This is a genomic window from Myroides albus (assembly GCF_009711045.1).
Lineage (GTDB): Bacteria > Bacteroidota > Bacteroidia > Flavobacteriales > Flavobacteriaceae > Flavobacterium > Flavobacterium album_A.
The window spans coordinates 1-19,094 of sequence record NZ_WMJX01000043.1 but is presented as its reverse complement, the minus strand read 5'-3'; the positions used below and the strand labels follow the sequence as shown (position 1 = coordinate 19,094).

The 19,094-nt window shown below is 33.1% G+C and carries 10 protein-coding genes; 7 read left to right on the top strand and 3 right to left on the bottom strand.

Translation table 11 applies throughout. The annotated features are described in order from the left end of the window. Positions 1-318: 318 nt before the first annotated feature. The 3 genes from GJV76_RS13320 to GJV76_RS13310 all read left to right on the top strand — a co-directional run bounded on the left by GJV76_RS13320 (position 319) and on the right by GJV76_RS13310 (position 9,483). A complete protein-coding gene (locus GJV76_RS13320; protein ID WP_155093104.1) occupies positions 319-5,379 on the top strand; it encodes a translocation/assembly module TamB domain-containing protein in 5,061 nt (1,686 codons plus the stop codon). Further along, entirely contained in the window at positions 5,360-7,672 is a 2,313-nt protein-coding gene (gene tamL, locus GJV76_RS13315; protein ID WP_155093103.1) for a translocation and assembly module lipoprotein TamL, read from the top strand. Before GJV76_RS13320 ends, tamL begins: the two co-directional genes overlap by 20 nt. A gap of 416 nt (positions 7,673-8,088) precedes the next feature. Further along, positions 8,089-9,483: a sigma-54-dependent transcriptional regulator gene (locus tag GJV76_RS13310; protein WP_155093102.1), complete on the top strand. Its 1,395-nt coding sequence runs from the start codon at positions 8,089-8,091 to the stop codon at positions 9,481-9,483. A 60-nt stretch (positions 9,484-9,543) separates the two neighbouring features. On the opposite strand, the gene GJV76_RS13305 is transcribed toward GJV76_RS13310, so the two are convergent. Next, entirely contained in the window at positions 9,544-10,092 is a 549-nt protein-coding gene (locus tag GJV76_RS13305) for a ferritin (RefSeq protein ID WP_155093101.1), read from the bottom strand. Positions 10,093-10,266: 174 nt separating this feature from the next. On the opposite strand from GJV76_RS13305, the gene GJV76_RS13300 reads away from it, so the two are divergent. From GJV76_RS13300 to GJV76_RS13290, 3 genes are all read left to right on the top strand, one after another. Beyond that, positions 10,267-10,596 carry a hypothetical protein gene (locus GJV76_RS13300; protein ID WP_155093100.1) on the top strand — a complete coding sequence of 110 codons (330 nt, stop codon included), beginning with the start codon at positions 10,267-10,269 and terminating at the stop codon, positions 10,594-10,596. Positions 10,597-10,826: 230 nt separating this feature from the next. Next, positions 10,827-12,479 (top strand): fatty acid--CoA ligase, encoded by a 1,653-nt coding sequence (locus GJV76_RS13295; protein WP_155093099.1) that lies wholly within the window; start codon positions 10,827-10,829, stop codon positions 12,477-12,479. 63 nt (positions 12,480-12,542) lie between these two features. Beyond that, positions 12,543-15,500, top strand: coding sequence for an alpha/beta hydrolase family protein (locus tag GJV76_RS13290; RefSeq protein WP_155093098.1), 2,958 nt, complete (start codon positions 12,543-12,545; stop codon positions 15,498-15,500). A gap of 58 nt (positions 15,501-15,558) precedes the next feature. Here the strand turns inward: GJV76_RS13290 and GJV76_RS13285 are convergent, their stop codons facing one another. Beyond that, the gene (locus tag GJV76_RS13285) at positions 15,559-15,840 is read right to left on the bottom strand and encodes a hypothetical protein (protein ID WP_155093097.1); all 282 of its coding nucleotides are present in this window, start codon (positions 15,838-15,840) and stop codon (positions 15,559-15,561) included. Positions 15,841-16,181: 341 nt separating this feature from the next. On the opposite strand from GJV76_RS13285, the gene GJV76_RS13280 reads away from it, so the two are divergent. After that, positions 16,182-18,197: a S9 family peptidase gene (locus GJV76_RS13280; RefSeq protein ID WP_394367076.1), complete on the top strand. Its 2,016-nt coding sequence runs from the start codon at positions 16,182-16,184 to the stop codon at positions 18,195-18,197. A 527-nt stretch (positions 18,198-18,724) separates the two neighbouring features. On the opposite strand, the gene GJV76_RS13275 is transcribed toward GJV76_RS13280, so the two are convergent. After that, positions 18,725-19,048: an alpha/beta hydrolase family protein gene (locus GJV76_RS13275; protein ID WP_230381559.1), complete on the bottom strand. Its 324-nt coding sequence runs from the start codon at positions 19,046-19,048 to the stop codon at positions 18,725-18,727. Positions 19,049-19,094 lie beyond the last annotated feature (46 nt).

The window sequence follows — 19,094 nt, the reverse complement described above, 5'->3', positions numbered from 1 at the left end:
TCGAATTTAGAGGTGTCCTAAAAAAGGGAAGCCTACAATCTAACCATAAAACAGCATTAAATACGGTAGCGTAAACCTTCTATTGAAGCAAATGTAATTATTCTCTTTTTTCTTATTCTGTTGCTGTTTCTTATAAATAAAATGAAGTGCAAAGTCTATGGTAATTCAAATTGTTTAATTATTTGTTCTAAACCTTGAAATGATATCTACTTGATTTGAAAAAAAGTATGCGTATAATGGTGTACAATAGTTAAAATTATTGAATTGTCTTATACCTTTATGGTTTGGTTTTTGCTATTTTTGAAGAAAAAAGTCAAGTTGAAAAAAATAGCTATCAGAATAAGCAAAATTATAGGTTGGATTGTTGGAATTATTATAGTGTTGTTCCTACTTATTGCCATTGCTATTCAAATTCCCTATGTACAGAATAAAGTAAAGGATTTTGCCATATCTTTCGTGCAAGATAAGATAGGAACGCCAGTTTCTCTTGATAGAATCGAAATCGCTTTTCCAAAGAAAGTAGTCGTAAAGGGATTGTATCTTGAATCTCAACAACAGGATACTTTGTTGTATACAAAATACTTAGGTGTAGATATTAGTTTGTTTAAACTATTGAAGAATACTGTGGAAGTGTCTAATGTCGAATTAGAAGGATTAAAGACCACTGTTAAAAGAGATAGTTTACAACAGTTTAATTTTGATTACATCATAGATGCATTTGCATCTGAAGAAGAAAAGGAAGAACCAGAGTCAACTCCAATGGACATTGCTATAGGTCAAATTGAGTTAAACGATATTACTGTGAAATTTGAGGATCAATATGAAGGACATCATTTAGATTTTCATTTGAATTCATTTGTCACACGCTTCAAAGAGTTTGATTTAGAACTGATGAAATTTGGCATTCCCAAAGTGGGAATAGATGGTGTTTTCGTCAATTATGAAAAAGAACCTTCTAAGGCGATCAAAGATCCCAATGCTATGGTGGAGGCAACTATTGAGAATCCCATAGAAGAAGCGCTTCCTCAAATTGACTTAGGGCAGATTGTGTTTTCTAATTTTGATATTAAGTATAAAGACGAGGATAGCAAGTTACAAGCAGCAATTCTGCTGAATGAATTTCAAGCGGTGTTTAATATGATTGATTTGAACGAACAGAATATTGATATCAAGAATATTAGCCTTGATGATTTCACTGCAACTGTTCGCATGTTAGAGGATAAATCAAAAAACACAATAGAGTCTCAGAGTTCTACTGCTGCTGTTGCACAAGAAGGCGAAGTAGAAGTTTCAGCAGCTATGCCTTGGAAGTTAGCTGTAAAGGACATTGCTTTAAAAGCGATAAACGTTTCATTTGACAATGACAATGAAAAGATACTGACAAAAGGCTTAGATGTAAATCACCTTGCTGTTGCTGATTTAGATTTTAAATTGAAAGACTTTTTATTTTCTGAGAACAATATCAGCGGTAATCTTGAACGCTTTTCTTTTAAAGAGAAAAGTGGTTTTGAGTTGAGTAAGTTCCAAACCTATTTTCTATATAGCGAGCAATCAACTTTAGTTAAAGATTTCGAATTAAAAACAGGACATTCTTCGGTTAAGTCTTCTATCGTTTTAAATTATTTAGATGTTAGCAAATTACAAGAGCAGTTAGGGGATATTTCTGTGGATGCAGTTATATCAGACTCCTACTTTGGACTAGCTGATGTGGAGTTATTAATGCCTGATATACTCAAACAAGCAGATGTATCTCACCTTAAGAATGAAACTATAAAATTTAGTGCTAAAGCGAAGGGAAAAGTAGCAGATTTAGATATCGAAAGATTTAATATCAAAGCGCTAAAAACGACTTATCTTGATGTTTCTGGGAAAGTTAGAGGTTTGCCTGATTTTGATAAGGCTTATGTAAATCTACAAATTAAAGATGTGCTTACATCGTCTCGTGATATACATGCAGTAGCGCCAAAAGATATAATTCCCAACAATATTGAAATACCTTCTTCAATGTCTTTAAAAGGGTTTGTAAGGGGGAGTATGAAAGAAATCCAATCTCATGTCGATTTAAAGACGAGTTTGGGGGCAATAGCCATGGATGTTGATTTTGATCAACGCAAAAAGGGAAAAGAAAAGTACAAATTAGATTTTGGAATTAAAGAGTTAGAAGTTGGTAGGTTGATTAAGAACGATTCAATAGGGGCTATTTCTCTGTACGCCAAAGTAGATGGGAATAGCTTCGATCCTGAGTTAATTCAAGCCAACGCTGTATTTGAAATTGAAAAAGCGGAAGTAAATAATTACAAATACAACCACATTCGCTTAGATGCCAGTGTTGATAAAGGTAAATATGTGGTGACATCTGAGAACGAAGATCCCAATTTAAACTTTGTGTTGGATGCAAGTGGCGTATGGACAGGTAAGAGTTTAAGTTTAGATTTGTTAGCAGACATAAAGAATGTAGATTTCTATCAACTGAAGCTGGATGAGGAACAGAGAAATTTATCTACAGTTATTGATGTTAAAATGGAAAATATTTTACCAGATAGTTTAGTTGGTAAAATGCAAATTAGAGACTTTGGTTTTGATTTAGCTAAGAGAAAGTATAGACTTAAACCTATTGATCTTATTGCCGAGGCTAAGCCTAATTACAGAAAGCTAAGCTTAACTTCTCAGATACTTGATTTTTCACTTGAAGGTGATTATCAATTAACCACCTTGGCCGATGCGCTAACTACAAGTTTGGAGTCTTATTTTAAGCGCAGTGAAGAAGATGAAGAAGTAGAAAATGCTAAGGTAGCTAAGCCTCAGTTTTTTTCATATGATTTAAAAGTAAAGTACGATAATGTGTACAAGGATATGCTACCTGATTTAAAAGAGTTAGAGCCTATTCATATTTTTGGTCGATATGATAAAAAAACAGATTTTATTAGCCTAAAAGGGGGAATCTCTAATTTAGAGTATGGAGAGAATAAGATTGAGGGAATTAATTGGATTATCGAGCCAAAACAAGATGCTCTAACTTACAGTTTCGGTGTTAATAGTATTTCTAATGCCAGCGTTCGCTTGCGTAGATTAAACCTTCATGGTGCAGCGTATAATAATATTTTGACCTACGATTTTAATTTAAAGGATAGAGAGGGAAGGGATTGTTATGTCATTGCTGGAAATTTGGAGGCGAAGAACAATGCTTTAATTATGAAATTAGAGCAAGACGGCTTTATGTTAGATTATAATCCATGGAAAGTAAATGCAGAGAATAGAGTTGTCTTGGATAAGGATGGAGTTTATGTAAAAGATTTTTCACTTGAATATAAAAACAGTGGAATATACATTGCTTCTCAAGAAGCAGAAGCTAATAGTCCTTTAAATTTGACTTTTAAAAACTTCAGCATTGAGACTTTAACTAAATTAGTTAAAAAGGATAAATTATTGGCAAGTGGTTTTATTGATGGATCATTAGACTTGACAGAATTATCTACTGATTTTAGATTTGTTTCAGATATCAATATTAGGGAGCTTCATGCTTTTGAAATCTTACTTGGGAATCTATATGTAGGAGTGAAGAATGAATCATTGAGCACTTATTTGGCAAAAGTTGTATTAGAGGGGGGGCCAAATCGAGTAGAAGTAAAAGGGATTGCCGATGTTGAACAAGAAGATTTGAAATTGAAAGTATTAGTAGATAAGTTGCAAATGAGTGCATTTGAACGATTTACTACAGGAATGCTTTCGGAGGCAGAAGGATATTTTTCGGGAGATATAAATGTAACTGGAAAATTTACTGAACCCAAAGTATTAGGAAACTTTAAGTTTAACGATATTGGATTTCACTTAGATCAATTAAACGCAGATTTTAGAAAGATTAATGAAACAATTTCCTTTACAGAGAAGGGAATTGAGCTCGATAAATTTAGCATAACTGATGTTGATGGTAATTTGTTAGTTGTTTCTGGAGCTGTATTAACTAAGAGTTATCAAGATTTTGCTTTTGATTTGGGTATTAAGGCGGTAGACTTTAAAGCGATTAATTCAACGTCAAAAGATAACGATATGTTTTATGGAGCACTTATTTTTGACTCCGATATCCGCATTAAAGGGAATATGGATAAGCCTATTGTCAATGGTAAGATTGAGGTTGGCAAGAAAACAAATTTCACTGTGATAATGCCACAAGAAGATCCTTCTATTGCAGATAGAGAAGGTATTGTTGAGTTTATTGATCAGGAGAGTTTACAGGCTGCTGAGTTGAAAAAATTACAAGATGAATTCAATAGTTCTCAGATAAAGGGATTAGATGTTGCTTTGGCTATTAAAGTGAATAAGGAAGCTACTTTTACCATGATTATGGATAAGCAAAGTGGGGATAAACTGATTTTGAAAGGAGAAGGTGAGATCATGGGAGGTATTGACCCTTCAGGTAAAATATCTTTAACAGGGCGATATGAATTTAACGAGGGGTCTTATGATCTATCGTTTAATATGATAAAGAGAAAATTTGAAGTACAAAAAGGTAGTTCTATTGTATTTGCAGGGGAGCCAACCGATGCTATATTAAACTTGACAGCAATCTATGAAGCAAATACGGCGCCTATAGACTTGCTTCAAAATCAGTTAAGCACATTATCGCCAACACAGCAAAATCAGTATAAGCAAAAAATTCCTTTCCAAGCTTTATTAAAGATGAAAGGTGAGCTGTTAGAGCCAGAAATCTCATTTGATATTCAATTAAAAGAGGGAGTTACTTCTGTATCAGGAGAAGTACTTAACAATACTAAGAATAAACTGACGCAGTTGAGAGCGAATGAATCAGAAATGAATAAACAAGTCTTTGCCTTGTTGTTGTTAAATAGATTTATCGGAGAGAATCCTTTTGAAAGTAGTGCGGGTGGAATGACTGCAGGTACTATCGCAAGGCAAAGTGTGAATCGCCTATTGTCAGATCAATTAAATAATTTGGCAGGAAGTTTAATCAAAGGGGTTGAGCTTAACTTTAATTTAGAATCAAGCGAAGATTTTTCAAGTGGTTCAAGAGAGAATAGAACTGATTTGAATATCGCCGTTTCTAAGCGATTGTTCTCAGACCGATTGAAAGTAACTGTAGGAAGTAGTTTTGAAGTAGAAGGTAATCAACGACAAAATGAACAGGCAAGTAATATTGCAGGGGATATCGAGTTGGAGTATACTTTGTCTAAAGATGGTAGATATCTGATGCGAGTGTATAGAAAAAATCAGTATGAAGTAGCCCTACAGGGACAAATAGTAGAAACAGGAGTAGGTTTTATCATTACGATGAGTTATGAGCGATTCAAAGAATTATTCGAACGTTCTAAGGATAAAAGAGAATTAAAAAGACAATTAAGAGATGAGAGTAAACAAGAGTAAAAGTATAAAGTATTTTATCGCAGTAGGATCAATCGTTCTGATGTTGGGTTCTTGTGGCAGTACTCGTCATCTAAAAGAAGGAGAGTTTTTATATACAGGAGGAACGATTGAAATTGATAGTGATTCACTGTCAAAAAGCCAGAAAAAGGAAATGGCGGAAGGATTAGCAGATCTTCTAAGACCAATACCGAATGGTAAGATCCTTGGGATGCGACCGAAGTTAGGACTTTATAATATGGCTGGAGATCCTGATAAATCGAGCAAGTTTCGAAATTGGATGAGAAAGAAATTAGGTGAACCACCTGTTTTATTTGAAGAGGTAGATCTTGATTATAATAGTGCTATTTTGAGTAATAGACTTGAAAATGTAGGTTTTTTTAATGTAGAAGTAGAAAGTGATACTCTCGAGGTAACAGATAAGAAAAAGGGAGCTCGTTATAAGGTAACTCCTGGAATACAGTATAAAATAAATGAAGTTACTTTTTTGAATGACTCTACTCCACTACAACAGTTAATTTACGATGCTAAAAGATGGTCAAAGTTAAGAGAAGGTAAGCCTTATAATCTTGATCAAATAAAGGATGAACGCGTTCGATTTGATAATTATGTCAAGAATAAAGGATATTATTATTTTAGTCCGAATAACTTGCTAATTCAAGTAGATAGTAGTGTAGGGAATCATAAAGTGGATTTATTTGTCAAAGTAAAAGACGATACTCCCAAGCCTGCTTTGAAATCTTATACTATTGATAAAATTTATGTTTTTGCGGATTATGAGATTTCCGATAGTGAGTATTTGAGCAAATTAGATTCAGCTTACCAACATAAGGATTTGACAATTGTGGATCCTACAGGTAAGTTTAAGCCTACAATTTATGACCGAGCAATCTATTTAGAAAAAGGAGAAACCTATAATCGAAATGACCATAATTTATCATTGAATAGATTAGTCAACTTAGGGGTGTTTAAGTTTGTAAAGAACTCCTTTGAAATATCGGATAGTATAAATAATAAGTTAGATGCCTATTACTTTTTGACACCAGATAACCCAAAGGCAATTCGATTAGAATTATTAGGGAAAACCAATTCAGCAAGTTACAATGGTGCTGAGTTAAATCTGAACTGGAGTAATAAGAATTTCTTTAGAGGAGCTGAACTATTCTCTGTTTCAACATATGGTGGGGCTGACTTCCAATCTTCTTCTAAGAATAATGGATATAACGTATATAAAGCGGGTATTGAGGCGAGTTTAACTTGGCCTAAACTGATTGCTCCAATTGATTTTAATCCTTCAACAGGTTTTGTACCGAAGACCAGAGCAACTGTGGGTTATGAATTTTTACAAAGAAGTAAGTTGTATTCTTTAAATTCTTTTAAAGCCTCTTGGGGATATTTGTGGAAACAAAGTAGTACAATCGAACACCAGTTTAATGTATTAGAAACAAATTATGTTAGTCCCAATAATGTCACTGATTTATACAGAGAGTATGCAGCAGGTAATCCTTCACTTGAAAGGATATTGGACAAACAGTTAATATTTGGACCTACATATACATTTACTTATACTAATACCATGAAACAGTATAAGAAAAATACTTTTTACTATAGAGGATCTTTAGATTTTTCAGGTAATATTACTGGATTGTTAATGGGGGCAGATGTAGATAGTGATAAAGAAAAGACCATTTTAGGGGTTCCTTTTAGTCAGTATGTTAAAACAGAACACGACTTTAGACATTATTTAAAGTTGGGTAAGAATTCTCAATTCGTAAGCCGTATTCACGCTGGAGTTGGAGTAGCTTATGGTAACTCTAAGAATATGCCTTATACAAAACAGTTCTATGTAGGTGGATCTAATAGTATTCGCGCGTTTAGAGCTCGTACACTTGGACCAGGAAGTTTTGACCCCCATACTATTGATTCAAAGTTCATACCTGATCAATCTGGGGATATGATTATTGAAATGAATTTTGAGTACAGAAAAAAGCTTTTTAGTATTTTACATGGAGCGCTTTTTGTAGATGCAGGGAATATTTGGAATTTGAATGATGTATCGGACAGACCAGGTGGAAAAATAGGATCAGACTTTTATAAAGAATTTGCAATTGGTGCAGGAGCAGGATTGCGATTTGATATTACATTTTTAGTGGTGCGATTCGACTTTGCCTTTCCATTGCGTATTCCGTATAATCAATCAGGAGAGCGTTGGGTAATTGACGACATTCGATTTGGTGACAAACAATGGCGCAAGGATAACTTGATGTTTAACTTCGCAATTGGGTATCCTTTCTAAAAATTGTGGAATTATTACACAAGATGAGTTGTGGAAAATGGAGTGTTTGTAGATAGTATACTTTTTGTAAAAAAAATAATTAAAGTATAATATGTTGATAATCTATTGTATAAGTGGTAAAGTCGTGGTTTTTGTAAATTTGGCATGATATTTACTACTTTATTTAGTATAAGGTGTTATAAAAATGAGATGAAAGTCTCGCTAAGAAAAAGAAAATTAAGTGTTTGTTTAAAGAAATTATGCTACTTAATTAAGTAGCAAGTAGATCGTTAGTAAGGTGAAGAAGAGAAATCTTCAGGTAAGTAGGGAGCAATAGCTCCCTTTTACCGTTTATAGGGGTTATTTTTAAATGTAGTTAGTTTCTCAATAAGAAAAACATTAAATTTGCGTTTAGCACTTAAAAAGATATATATAATATGAGTCACAAGATTCTTGTAATAGATGATGATGTTCCATTTTGCGAAATGCTAAAAACTTTCTTAAGTAAAAAAGGATATATAGTAGCCAATGCATTTAATAGCGTGGAAGCACAACAATTAATAGGTAAAGAATGTTATGATATCGTATTAACGGATGTGAGGTTACCTGATAGTGATGGTATAGAATTGTTAAAGCATATAAAGGCAACTTGTATTTCTACACAAGTAATTTTAATGACAGGGTATACTGAGATTAAAACAGCAGTTAACGCAATGAAATTAGGTGCTTTTGATTATGTTGCTAAACCTATTAATCCTGACGAGATCTTACTGACAATCAAACAGGCTTTAGATAAAAAGAACATTGTGGTGCACGATGTAAAAGATCTTTCACCTGATAATAACGCTAAGACTAAGGAAACAGTTACAAATGAAGATGAATATGTAAAAGGAAATAGCAAGGTTTCTAAACAATTGAATGAATATATTGAATTAGTTGCTCCAACCAATATGTCTGTACTAATTATTGGAGATAGTGGAACAGGGAAAGAGCATATAGCGCATTCTATACATTTAAAAAGTAAACGCAAAGACAAACCGTATATAGCAGTAGATTGTGGTGCGATTCCAAAAGATTTAGCTTCAAGTGAGTTTTTTGGTCATATCAAAGGATCATTTACAGGAGCTGTAACGGATAAAGTTGGACATTTTGAAGCTGCAAATGGTGGTACTATCTTTTTGGATGAAGTGGGTAATTTGTCCTATGAAGTACAAGTTCAATTACTGAGAGCACTTCAAGAAAGAAAGGTTAAGCCAGTAGGTAGTAGTACGGAGATTGACGTTGATATTAGAGTTATTGCAGCTACGAATGAGGATTTGCCTAAAGCAGTGAGAGAAGGTGAGTTTAGAGAGGATTTGTATCACAGATTAAATGAATTTGGTATCGTTGCTCCAAAGCTTGCAGATAGAGGAGAAGATATTTTGATGTTTGCAAATTACTTCTTGAAGAAATCAAATAGAGAGCTCGAAAAGAATGTAAACAAATTTTCTGGTGAAGTAGAACGTGTTTTCTTAACTTATGAATGGCCAGGAAACCTTAGAGAGATGAAGAATATAATTAAGCGTTCTGTATTGTTAACTCGTGGTGATGTGGTAGAAGAAAATGTGTTACCTGAAGAGATACTCAATCCTCGAATTAACACTCATTCGACAGATATTGTGTCTGCAGGACAGGAAGAAGATTTGAAGCTCTTTTCATCTCGCAATGAAGAACAAGCTATTCGAACAGCATTGGAAAAGGTTAAGTTTAATAAGACAAAAGCAGCTCAAGTACTTGGCATAGATAGAAAGACATTGTATAATAAGATGAAATTGTATAATATCGAATTATAGCATTAAAAAAGGCGTTTGAACCAAGTTCAAACGCCTTTTTTGCGTTAAAGTGTATAGTAATTATTGTAAAGGGTTTGTTTCATCAGCTATGCTAACTGTTTGCGAGGTCGTTTTGAACGATTTGTCAAACTCGAATAAAGCAATATCACTTGCTTTAGCTCCTCCTGCAAGTTTTAGTCTGTCTAATAACTCAAGAGCAAGTTTTTCTTCTTCTCTTTGTTCTGTTACTAACCATTGTAGAAAATTCCAAGTCGCCCAGTCTTTTTCTTCAAAAGCAAGTGTCACTATATTGTATATAGCATCTGTGTTTTTTACTTCTTGAGCATATACCATTTCGAAACATTCTAATACGTTTTTTGGCTCTTTTCCTGGAGCTCCAATAGCTTCTATTTTTACAGTAGATCCTCTTTCTTGTACATACTCAATTATTTTAGCCATATGTATTCTTTCTTCATGCGAATGTTTCATTAGAAAGTCTTTTACTCCTGCCATTTTTGCTTCATCTGCCCAACAAGCAAGCATTAAGTAAATTTGAGCAGACACTGCTTCTAAAGTAATTTGTTTGTTTAAAGCTTGTGTTAGTGCTGTAGATAATCGATTTGTTTTCATAATTCTTTCTTTTTCATTTTTAAATTATACTGTAAAGGTATAAAATATTAGTTTTTTTTATTCGTTAATGTGTTGATTTTTAGTTAGTTTTAATTCGTATTCATTAAAAATAAGTTTAATTAGATTTTTAGACCATTATTTCTTTTTTACCTTTGTGTAAATTCAAAACGTACTATGGATATAAAAACACTGATTCATCATAATTTAGATGAACTATTGTATTTGGCAGATAAGAAAGAAATTTTAAATACTGATCTTGTAGTTGAAATAGGAGCTTATGTTGGAGCTGCTGTTTTAAGAGGTAGATTCGCAGATAAAAAGGAGGTGACAGTCGATGAAATTAATGGTGTTTTTGGGATTATTGGGGATTTTTGTAAGATGAGTTTTGGTAGAAGCTTTACAGTTGTTCACTATAGAAAAATGACCAAATTAGCTAATGATTTACTTCAAGAAACTACTTTTGATGCAGATCTTGAAGATTTTATTAATCGCATAAGAAATTAAAGGATCGTAATCCTTTACATTATACTTTTATCAGAGCTTAGGGACGTTGTCTTTAGGCTCTTTTATTTTGTGCTAAACTATCATTATTTGTAATAGCTGAGTTTTAGAAGTGTTTTTTATTAAATATATAAGAGAAATATAGCTGTGTTGCTAATGTTTTACAGAAAATATGTAAACTTAAATAAGTAGATTTTTTTTTATAAATTGTGAGTAACCAAATACTTATAATTATGAAAATTAAAACCATACCGAGTGCAAGTAATGCGCATCATTACCAGCTACTGATAAAAGACCTTCTGGAAAACTCGTTAAGAGTCAATCCCAATCATGAAATTGTATACAAAGATCAGGAGAGGTTAAACTACTATCAATTGTATGATCGAATTAAACAATTGTGTAATATGTACGGTGTGCTGGGGCTTGATGGTGGAAGCGTTGTAGGAGTTATTGATTATGATAGTCATCGTTTTTTAATGAATTACTTCGCTGTGCCTATAACAGGAAACGTGTTACACACAGTGAATTGGCGTTTAGCACCTGAGCAGATTTTGTATACAATCAATCATGCCGAGGATGAGGTTTTAATTGTCCACGAAGATTTTTTACCTGTTGTTGAGACATTTTTTGATCGATTGGAAACGGTAAAAAAGATTATTGTCATTAAAGAAAAGGTAAGTAAGATAAATACGACTATTGTTATTGATGGTTTCTTTGATGAGTTACTATTAGAACAATCTACGATATATGAGTTTCCAGAGTTTAGTGAGGAAGCTATAGCGACCTTGTTTTATACCACTGGGACGACAGGGAATCCAAAAGCTGTTTACTTTTCACATCGACAGTTGGTATTGCATACGATGGTGGAGAGTAGTGTACTATCAATGATGAATGAAGCTTTCAAGATAAAATCATCAGATGTCTATTTGCCATTAACACCAATGTTTCATGTGCATGCTTGGGGTCTACCTTATTTAGCAACTACTTTAAGCCTAAAACAAGTGTATGTAGGTAAATTCGAACCTCAAAGCTTTATTGATATATTTAGAAGAGAAAAGCCTACAATTTCGCACTGCGTTCCTACAATCCTAAATATGTTGTTATCAAGTCCTGCTGCAAGAGATATTGACTTGTCGACTTGGAGTGTATTAATCGGAGGGTCGGCTCTAAGCAAACCTTTAGCTAAGCGAGCGTTAGATAGAGGAATTTCTGTTGTGACTGGATATGGAATGTCGGAAACTTGTCCTTTGTTAACTTCGTCATACTTGTCCTTAGTAACAATTAAAAATGATATAGAATCTCAGTTAGATATTCGTACAATGACGGGTAGAGCAGCTCTATTAGTCGATCTGAAAATAGTAGATGAGGAAGGTAGGGAAGTGCCTAAAGACGGAAAATCATTAGGGGAAATTATTGTACGTGCTCCTTATTTGACAATGGGGTACTACAAAGAAAAAGAGAAAGGAGAAGAACTTTGGCAAGGTGGTTATTTGCATACAGGTGATATTGCTTGGATAAATGAGAATAACGATATTAAGATTGTAGATCGTTCTAAGGATGTCATTAAAACAGGAGGGGAATGGATGTCTTCTTTGGCTTTAGAGGAAATGATTGGCAGTTACCAAGGAATTAATGATGTTGCTGTTATAGGAGTTCCTGATGTTAAATGGGGAGAACGACCTTTTGCTCTTGTTGTATGTAAAGAGGGCTTTACACTCAGCGAACAAGAGTTGAAAGACCATATGCAAAAGTTTGTAGATCAGAAGAAAATTAATAAATGGGCTATACCTGATCGATTTGTATTTGTAGAAGTAATTCCAAAGACAAGTGTTGGCAAAATAAGTAAAAAGAAAATTAGAGAAATGTACGCAAGTCACGAAATATAAGGATTTTTTGAAATGCTTGTAAAAATAAGGTATCTTTCAGCCGACAAAATAACTACCTTAAAAATGAAATTAAAACAAGAACAAAACAATCAATCAAAAAGGCAGACTAAGAAGTTTTTTAAACAACTTAGCTTTGCTTTATTAGCCTTTGGTTCTCTGTCAGTTCATGCACAGAAGAAGCCTTTAGATCACAGTGTATACGATAGTTGGGAATCTATTGGAACCAAACAGTTTTCCAATAATGGACAATGGATATTATATCAAGTAACTCCTCAAGAAGGTGATAAGACTTTATTTATCAAAACAACAGACGGTCAAAAAGAATTAAAAGTAGAAAGAGGTGAGAAACCTATCTTTACAGGAGATTCTAACTATGCACTATTTTCAATTAGACCTACTTATGCTGATCTAAAAGCTGTGAAAGTAAAGAAGAAGAAAGAAGATGAAATAGCAAAAGATTCGTTGGGTATTTTTAACTTAAAGTCAGGTGCTGTAGATAAAATAGCTAATATTAAGTCGTTTAAAACACCAGATAAAAAAGGTGATTTTGTAGCGTATTTACTAGAGAAAGTAAAAGATTCTGCTAATGCTAAAGATTCTAAAGCTCCTAAGAAAAAAACAAGTAAGGACGCTCCTTTAGATTTAGTTTTAAAGGACTTGGTAAATAACGATGATACCGTATTTACAGATGTTGTTGATTACTACTTTGATGATAATGGACAGTATTTGGTTATTGTAACAAAAGACCCAAAACAAAAGGAGAAAGAGGATAAGGCTAAGAAAGAGGTAGAATCTAAAGAGAAAGAGAATATTGAATCAAGCGATGTGGTAAAAGTGACTGAACAGACTTCTGAAGTCGAAGAAAGTAAAGGACCTTTTGGCGTATTTGTCGTTGATTTAAAGACGAAAAAGAAAACAACCTTATTAGAAGGTAAAGGAAAGTATACGCAGTTTAATTTTGATGAGAGTGGTAAACAATTGGCATTTGTAGCAAATGACGATGAAGAGAAAACACTTGTCAAAACATACAAGGTTTATTATTCTACGTTGCCTCGAGAAGCAAGTGAAATAGCTACTGATAAAACAACAGGTGTACCAAATAACTGGGTAATATCAGAAAATTATAAACCTCAGTTTAGTAAGAATGGAAAGCGTATGTTTCTTGGAATAGCACCTACTCCAGTAGCTAAGGACACTACTTTAATAGCAGAGGATCATGCGGTAGTTGATATCTGGCATTACAAAGAGGATTACATTCAGCCACAGCAATTAGTCAATTTAGAGAAAGATTTAAAAAAATCATATTTAGCGACAATTGATTTAACTCGTAATAAGGGAATTTTAGCTTTAGCGGATCAGACATTAGATAGAATGCAGTTAGTGGACGAGGGAAATAGCAATATTGTCTTTGGTTCTACTGATTTTGGTAAAAGAGTTGAGAGACAATGGAATATTTCTGGATCAGCCTCTTATTATATCGTAGATGTTAATACAGGTAAAAGAACAGAAGTTGTTAGTGATTTACCTGGTTTAGCGCGCATCTCGCCTAAAGGAACTGCTGTTGTTTATTATAATAGTGAAGAAGGTAATTGGTACGCTTATGATGTTAAAACGAAAATTACTAAACATTTGAATAAGCAATTGTCTGTATCTTTTGCAGATGAGCAGTTTGATATGCCTGATAATGCAAGTGCATACGGAATTAAAGGCTGGACAGATAATGATGAGTCAGTATTGATTGGAGATCGCTACGATATTTGGGAGTTTTTCTTAAATAGCAATAAGGCACCACGTATGGTTACCAATGGTTATGGTCGTGAACATAAAGTTAGTTTTGATATATTGAATTTAGATTCGGATAAGAAATCGTATAACCGATCAGAACATTTAATATTTGCTGCTTTTAACGAGTTGAATAAAGATGCAGGTTATTATAGCGGAGTGATTAAAGGTAATAAGATTCCTAAGAAGTTGTGGATGCAACCGTATAGTGGATTTAATTCTCTATTTAAAGCTAAAAATGCCAAAGTCTATGGTTATGTGAAAGGATCTTTTAAAGAATCGATTAATCTATACGTGACTAAAGATTTTAAAGAGGAAGTAAAGTTGAGTAATCTAAATGCGCAACAAGCTAATTATAATTGGGGAACAAATGAATTAATTCACTGGACAACTCCAAAAGGCTACGAGGCCACAGGTGTATTGTTTAAACCAGAGAATTTTGATCCAAATAAGAAGTACCCAATGATCGTGTATTTCTATGAGAAGTTGTCTGATAATTTGCATCGCTATGAAGCTCCTGCACCTACACCTTCAAGATTGAATATTCCATTTTATGTTAGTAATGAGTATTTGGTGTTTACACCAGATATTAGTTATGTAGATGGATATCCAGGTAAATCGGCAGAGGAGTTTATTAATTCAGGAGTAGAGTTTTTAAAGCAAAATTCTTGGGTTAATCCAGATAAAATTGCAATTCAAGGACAGAGTTGGGGAGGTTATCAAGTAGCACATTTAATTACAGTAACTGATATGTATGCTGCTGCTTGGTCTGGTGCTCCAGTTGTCAATATGACATCTGCTTATGGAGGTATCCGTTGGCAAAGTGGTATGAGTCGTCAATTTCAATATGAAAAAACACAAAGTAGAATAGGACAGACTCTTTGGGATGGATATGATTTGTATATTGAAAATTCACCATTATTCAATATGCCAGCTGTTACTACACCTGTGGCAATTATGCATAATGATAACGATGGAGCTGTGCCTTGGTACCAAGGAATAGAAATGTTTATGGCTTTGCGCCGTTTAGGTAAACCAGCTTGGTTACTTAACTACAATGGCGATGAGCATAACTTGATGAAACGTCAAAATCGAAAGGATATTCAAATTCGACAACAACAATTTTTTGATTACTATCTAAAAGATGCTAAAGCACCTGTATGGATGGTTAAAGGAATACCTGCAACAATGAAAGGTAAAGATTGGGGATTTGACCTTGTAGAGGATAAAGTGGAATAGTTATTTTAATTATAAAGTTTAAAAGAGCAATACTTCGAAAAGTATTGCTCTTTTACTTTTATATATTTAGGTGGTTTGGCGTATTTTTTTGAAAAGAAAAGTTTAATTGACTCTCAAGCCATATAAAAGTTGTTGAATCAGTTTTAAGCTCTCCCTCAAACCAATTGCACCAGGCCATTTCAATGTAAAGGTTGTTTTTTACTAATAAATAATAATCGTAATCAATTCCCTTGTCAAATGCCATTATGGGATATTGCTTTTTGATTTTCCACTTGTTCTTTTGTAAGAAGTCTACGATAGCATTCCAACTTGTTGTCGGTATATCCGTTACTATTTCCACTAATTGATTTTCTATGGTTAAGTTTTACAAATGTAATAGAAGTTATGAGTTTTTTAAAAAAGTAGTTATTTATAGATAACTTTTATGTTCACTTAAAAATCAAGTAAATTTGCTTTAAGCAAAAGATATAGTTTAAAATAGATATGAAAGAAATAGAAGGAATATACAAAGCGCAATTAGTTATACAAGAAATGTCTTTAGCACTTATAATGAAAGTGGCTTTAAAAGGTGATAATCTTGAAGTTAGTATAGATTTACCAGAACAGGGAGCTGTTGGTTTACAAGCTACCCAAGTATCTTTTGAGAATAGTACCCTTGTCTATCAAGTGAAAGAGATTGGAATGCTGTACCAAGGGATTTACAGTGAGCAAAAGTTTAAAGGAAGTGCTAAACTACAAGAACAAGAAATAGAAGTAGAATTTGAAAAAACGGAGATTAAATTGCCAGGGGATACAACTTTAGTGAGTACTGAGGATGAACTCAAAGAATTGGCTGCTCAAGAAAAAGGGGCGTTTAAGTATCAAGTTAAAGACTATTTTCAAAGACCTAAATCTTCTGGTTTTCAATTGTCTCCTAATGGTAAATATCTTTCTTACAGAGAAAAAGATGAGCGAAATAAACGTCACGTTTATGTGAAAGAGATTGAAACAGGTATTGTAACTCGTGTAATAGAAGAAGCAGGGGAGCTTGTACGTGGATATGGTTGGATAAATGATGATCGCTTGGCTTATGTGATGGATCAAGGAGGGAACGAAAATTATCATATTTACGCTGTAGATGTTGACGGTTCAAATAATATAGATCTAACGCCTTTTGATAATGTTCAAGCTGGTATTCTAAATATGCTGAAAGAGCAAAAGGATTATATCATTATTACAATGAATTTAGAAAATGCCCAAGTATTTGAACCTTATAAAATTAATATCAATACAGGAGAGTATGTAAAGTTATTTACAAATGATGATCCTACAAATCCTGTTGCAGACTACGATTTTGATAAAGATGGTGTGCTGAGAGGATATTCTAAAATGCTAAATGGGATTCAAACACAATACTTTTATAAAGCTATAGGGGAGAATGAGTTTACATTGTTCCATACTGTTAATTGGTCAGATACTTTCTCTTTGTTGGCTTTTAATTATGCTTCAGAGAATAAAGATGAGGCTTATGTGCTTACTAATTTAGATTCTGACAAACAGCGTATAATTCTCTATGATTTTAAAACTAAATCGATACTCAAGGAAGTTTATTCAAATTCTGAATATGATGCTTCTATTATAGGTCTTTCACGTAATAGAAATTGGGAAATTGACTATTTAGGTTACGAAGGTGATAAAGTTGTTATTGAGCCAGTCAGTGATACTTTTAAGAAAATCGACCAAGACCTACAAAACCATTTTGGAGGTTACGAATATTCTATTGTTGCCAAGACAGAGAAAGAAGATCGCTATCTGATTATTGTTCAAAGCGATAAATTGTATGGTAAATATTATAATTATGATAGAGATACTGGAGCAATCTCTTTATTGTATGATTTAATGCCTCAGTTAAAAGAACAAGATATGGCTGAGATGAGGCCTATTTCTTTTCTAAGTCGAGATGGAGTTAAGTTGCATGGCTATATTACCTTGCCTAAAGAAGTGCATCAAGGTCAACGTGTTCCATTAGTGGTTAATCCTCATGGAGGGCCACAGGGAATTAGAGATAGTTGGGGGTTCAATCCAGAAACACAATTATTTGCAAGTAGAGGATATGCAACTTTGCAAGTTAATTTTAGAATCTCCGGTGGATATGGAAAGGAATTCTTTACTTCAGGGTTTAAACAAATTGGGCGAAAAGTGATGGATGATGTAGAGGATGGTGTACATTATGTTATTACAAAAGGATGGATAGATGCTTCAAAAATTGCTATTTATGGTGCAAGTCATGGTGGATATGCAACATTAATGGGATTGGTCAAGACGCCCAACTTATATTGTTGTGGAGTTGACTATGTTGGTGTATCAAATATTTTTACTTTTTTTGAATCGTTCCCCGAATATTGGAAACCATACAAGGAAATGGTTAAAGAGATCTGGTATGATTTAGATAATGAACAGGAAAGAGAAATAGCTAAAGAAGTTTCACCTATTTTTCAATTAGACAGGATATCTAAACCGTTATTTGTCGTTCAAGGAGCAAATGATCCACGTGTAAAGATTGCAGAATCTGATCAAATAGTAAGTGCATTAAGAAAAAGAGGATTTGATGTTCCTTATATGGTAAAATATGATGAAGGACATGGGTTTGCTAAGGAAGAGAATAGTATTTCTTTTTATGAAACAATGATGGGGTTTTTGTCAATGCATTTAAAGTAAGTATAACGAGTGAAATTTAAAATTGTAAGGAGATTACGCAATAGAACATTGCTGTAATTATTTAGTTTTGAGTTTTATCAATTTGTTTTCTTAATAGAGGCTTTTTAGTAGATTAGATTCTAAAAATATAGAGTTATTATTTATAATGAATGTAAAGTATTAAAAACTATTATTTTTATTTAAAAAAAGTGATGTTGTAAAAAGTAGTAAAAAATATAGACTATAAAAATTTAATACAGTACGATTGATAAAAATATATTAATTGGTTTTGTTTATTGATATAACGCTAATTGGTGGTTATCATCTTAGCAACATATAAAATGGAGAATGTGGTTTTCCGTAAAAAGGTGTATATGAAAATTTTTAAATTTGTCTCAACATTCAAAAATGCTATGAAAAAGAGATTTCTTAGTTGATTTGAAGTTATTTTTTTCAAATTACTTAAGACTGAATTGATAGCTACTTAGTAGCTATAGAGTAAAAAAAGCTAACTCAAGAGTTAGCTTTTTTATCTACAATCTTATTGATTACTTTGCAGGTAAGTATTTCTTTATAAACTCTACTGCAGTTTTATTTTCTTTTACTATGGCTTCTGTATGAGAAGCTCCTTCTACTAATAATAAAGTAACATTTTCAGATCCTTTTGCTTTTAGTCCTTCTACCATTTTTTCAGTAACAGTGTAAGGTACATTAGTATCAGCTTTACCTTGAATTACAAGAATAGGTTTGTCTATTTTCTTTGTTCCGGGTTGGCTTTCTAATAAGAACTTTTGAACAATTGGGTCATTTTTAAAGGCATCTTCGTTTAATCCTGGATAATCCATTACTTTATTGCCTTGTTTTTCATTCATGAATTTAATTAACGTGAGTTCGACTTAAGCTATTAGTCTATTTTGA

Excerpts from the sequence above, each read along its gene's own strand:
- tamL (WP_155093103.1), top strand. The coding sequence starts at position 5,360 with ATGAGAGTAAACAAGAGTAAAAGTATAAAGTATTTTATCGCAGTAGGA.
- GJV76_RS13310 (WP_155093102.1), top strand. The coding sequence starts at position 8,089 with ATGAGTCACAAGATTCTTGTAATAGATGATGATGTTCCATTTTGCGAA.
- GJV76_RS13305 (WP_155093101.1), bottom strand. The coding sequence starts at position 10,092 with ATGAAAACAAATCGATTATCTACAGCACTAACACAAGCTTTAAACAAA.
- GJV76_RS13300 (WP_155093100.1), top strand. The coding sequence starts at position 10,267 with ATGGATATAAAAACACTGATTCATCATAATTTAGATGAACTATTGTAT.
- GJV76_RS13295 (WP_155093099.1), top strand. The coding sequence starts at position 10,827 with ATGAAAATTAAAACCATACCGAGTGCAAGTAATGCGCATCATTACCAG.
- GJV76_RS13290 (WP_155093098.1), top strand. The coding sequence starts at position 12,543 with ATGAAATTAAAACAAGAACAAAACAATCAATCAAAAAGGCAGACTAAG.
- GJV76_RS13280 (WP_394367076.1), top strand. The coding sequence starts at position 16,182 with ATGCTGTACCAAGGGATTTACAGTGAGCAAAAGTTTAAAGGAAGTGCT.
- GJV76_RS13275 (WP_230381559.1), bottom strand. The coding sequence starts at position 19,048 with ATGAATGAAAAACAAGGCAATAAAGTAATGGATTATCCAGGATTAAAC.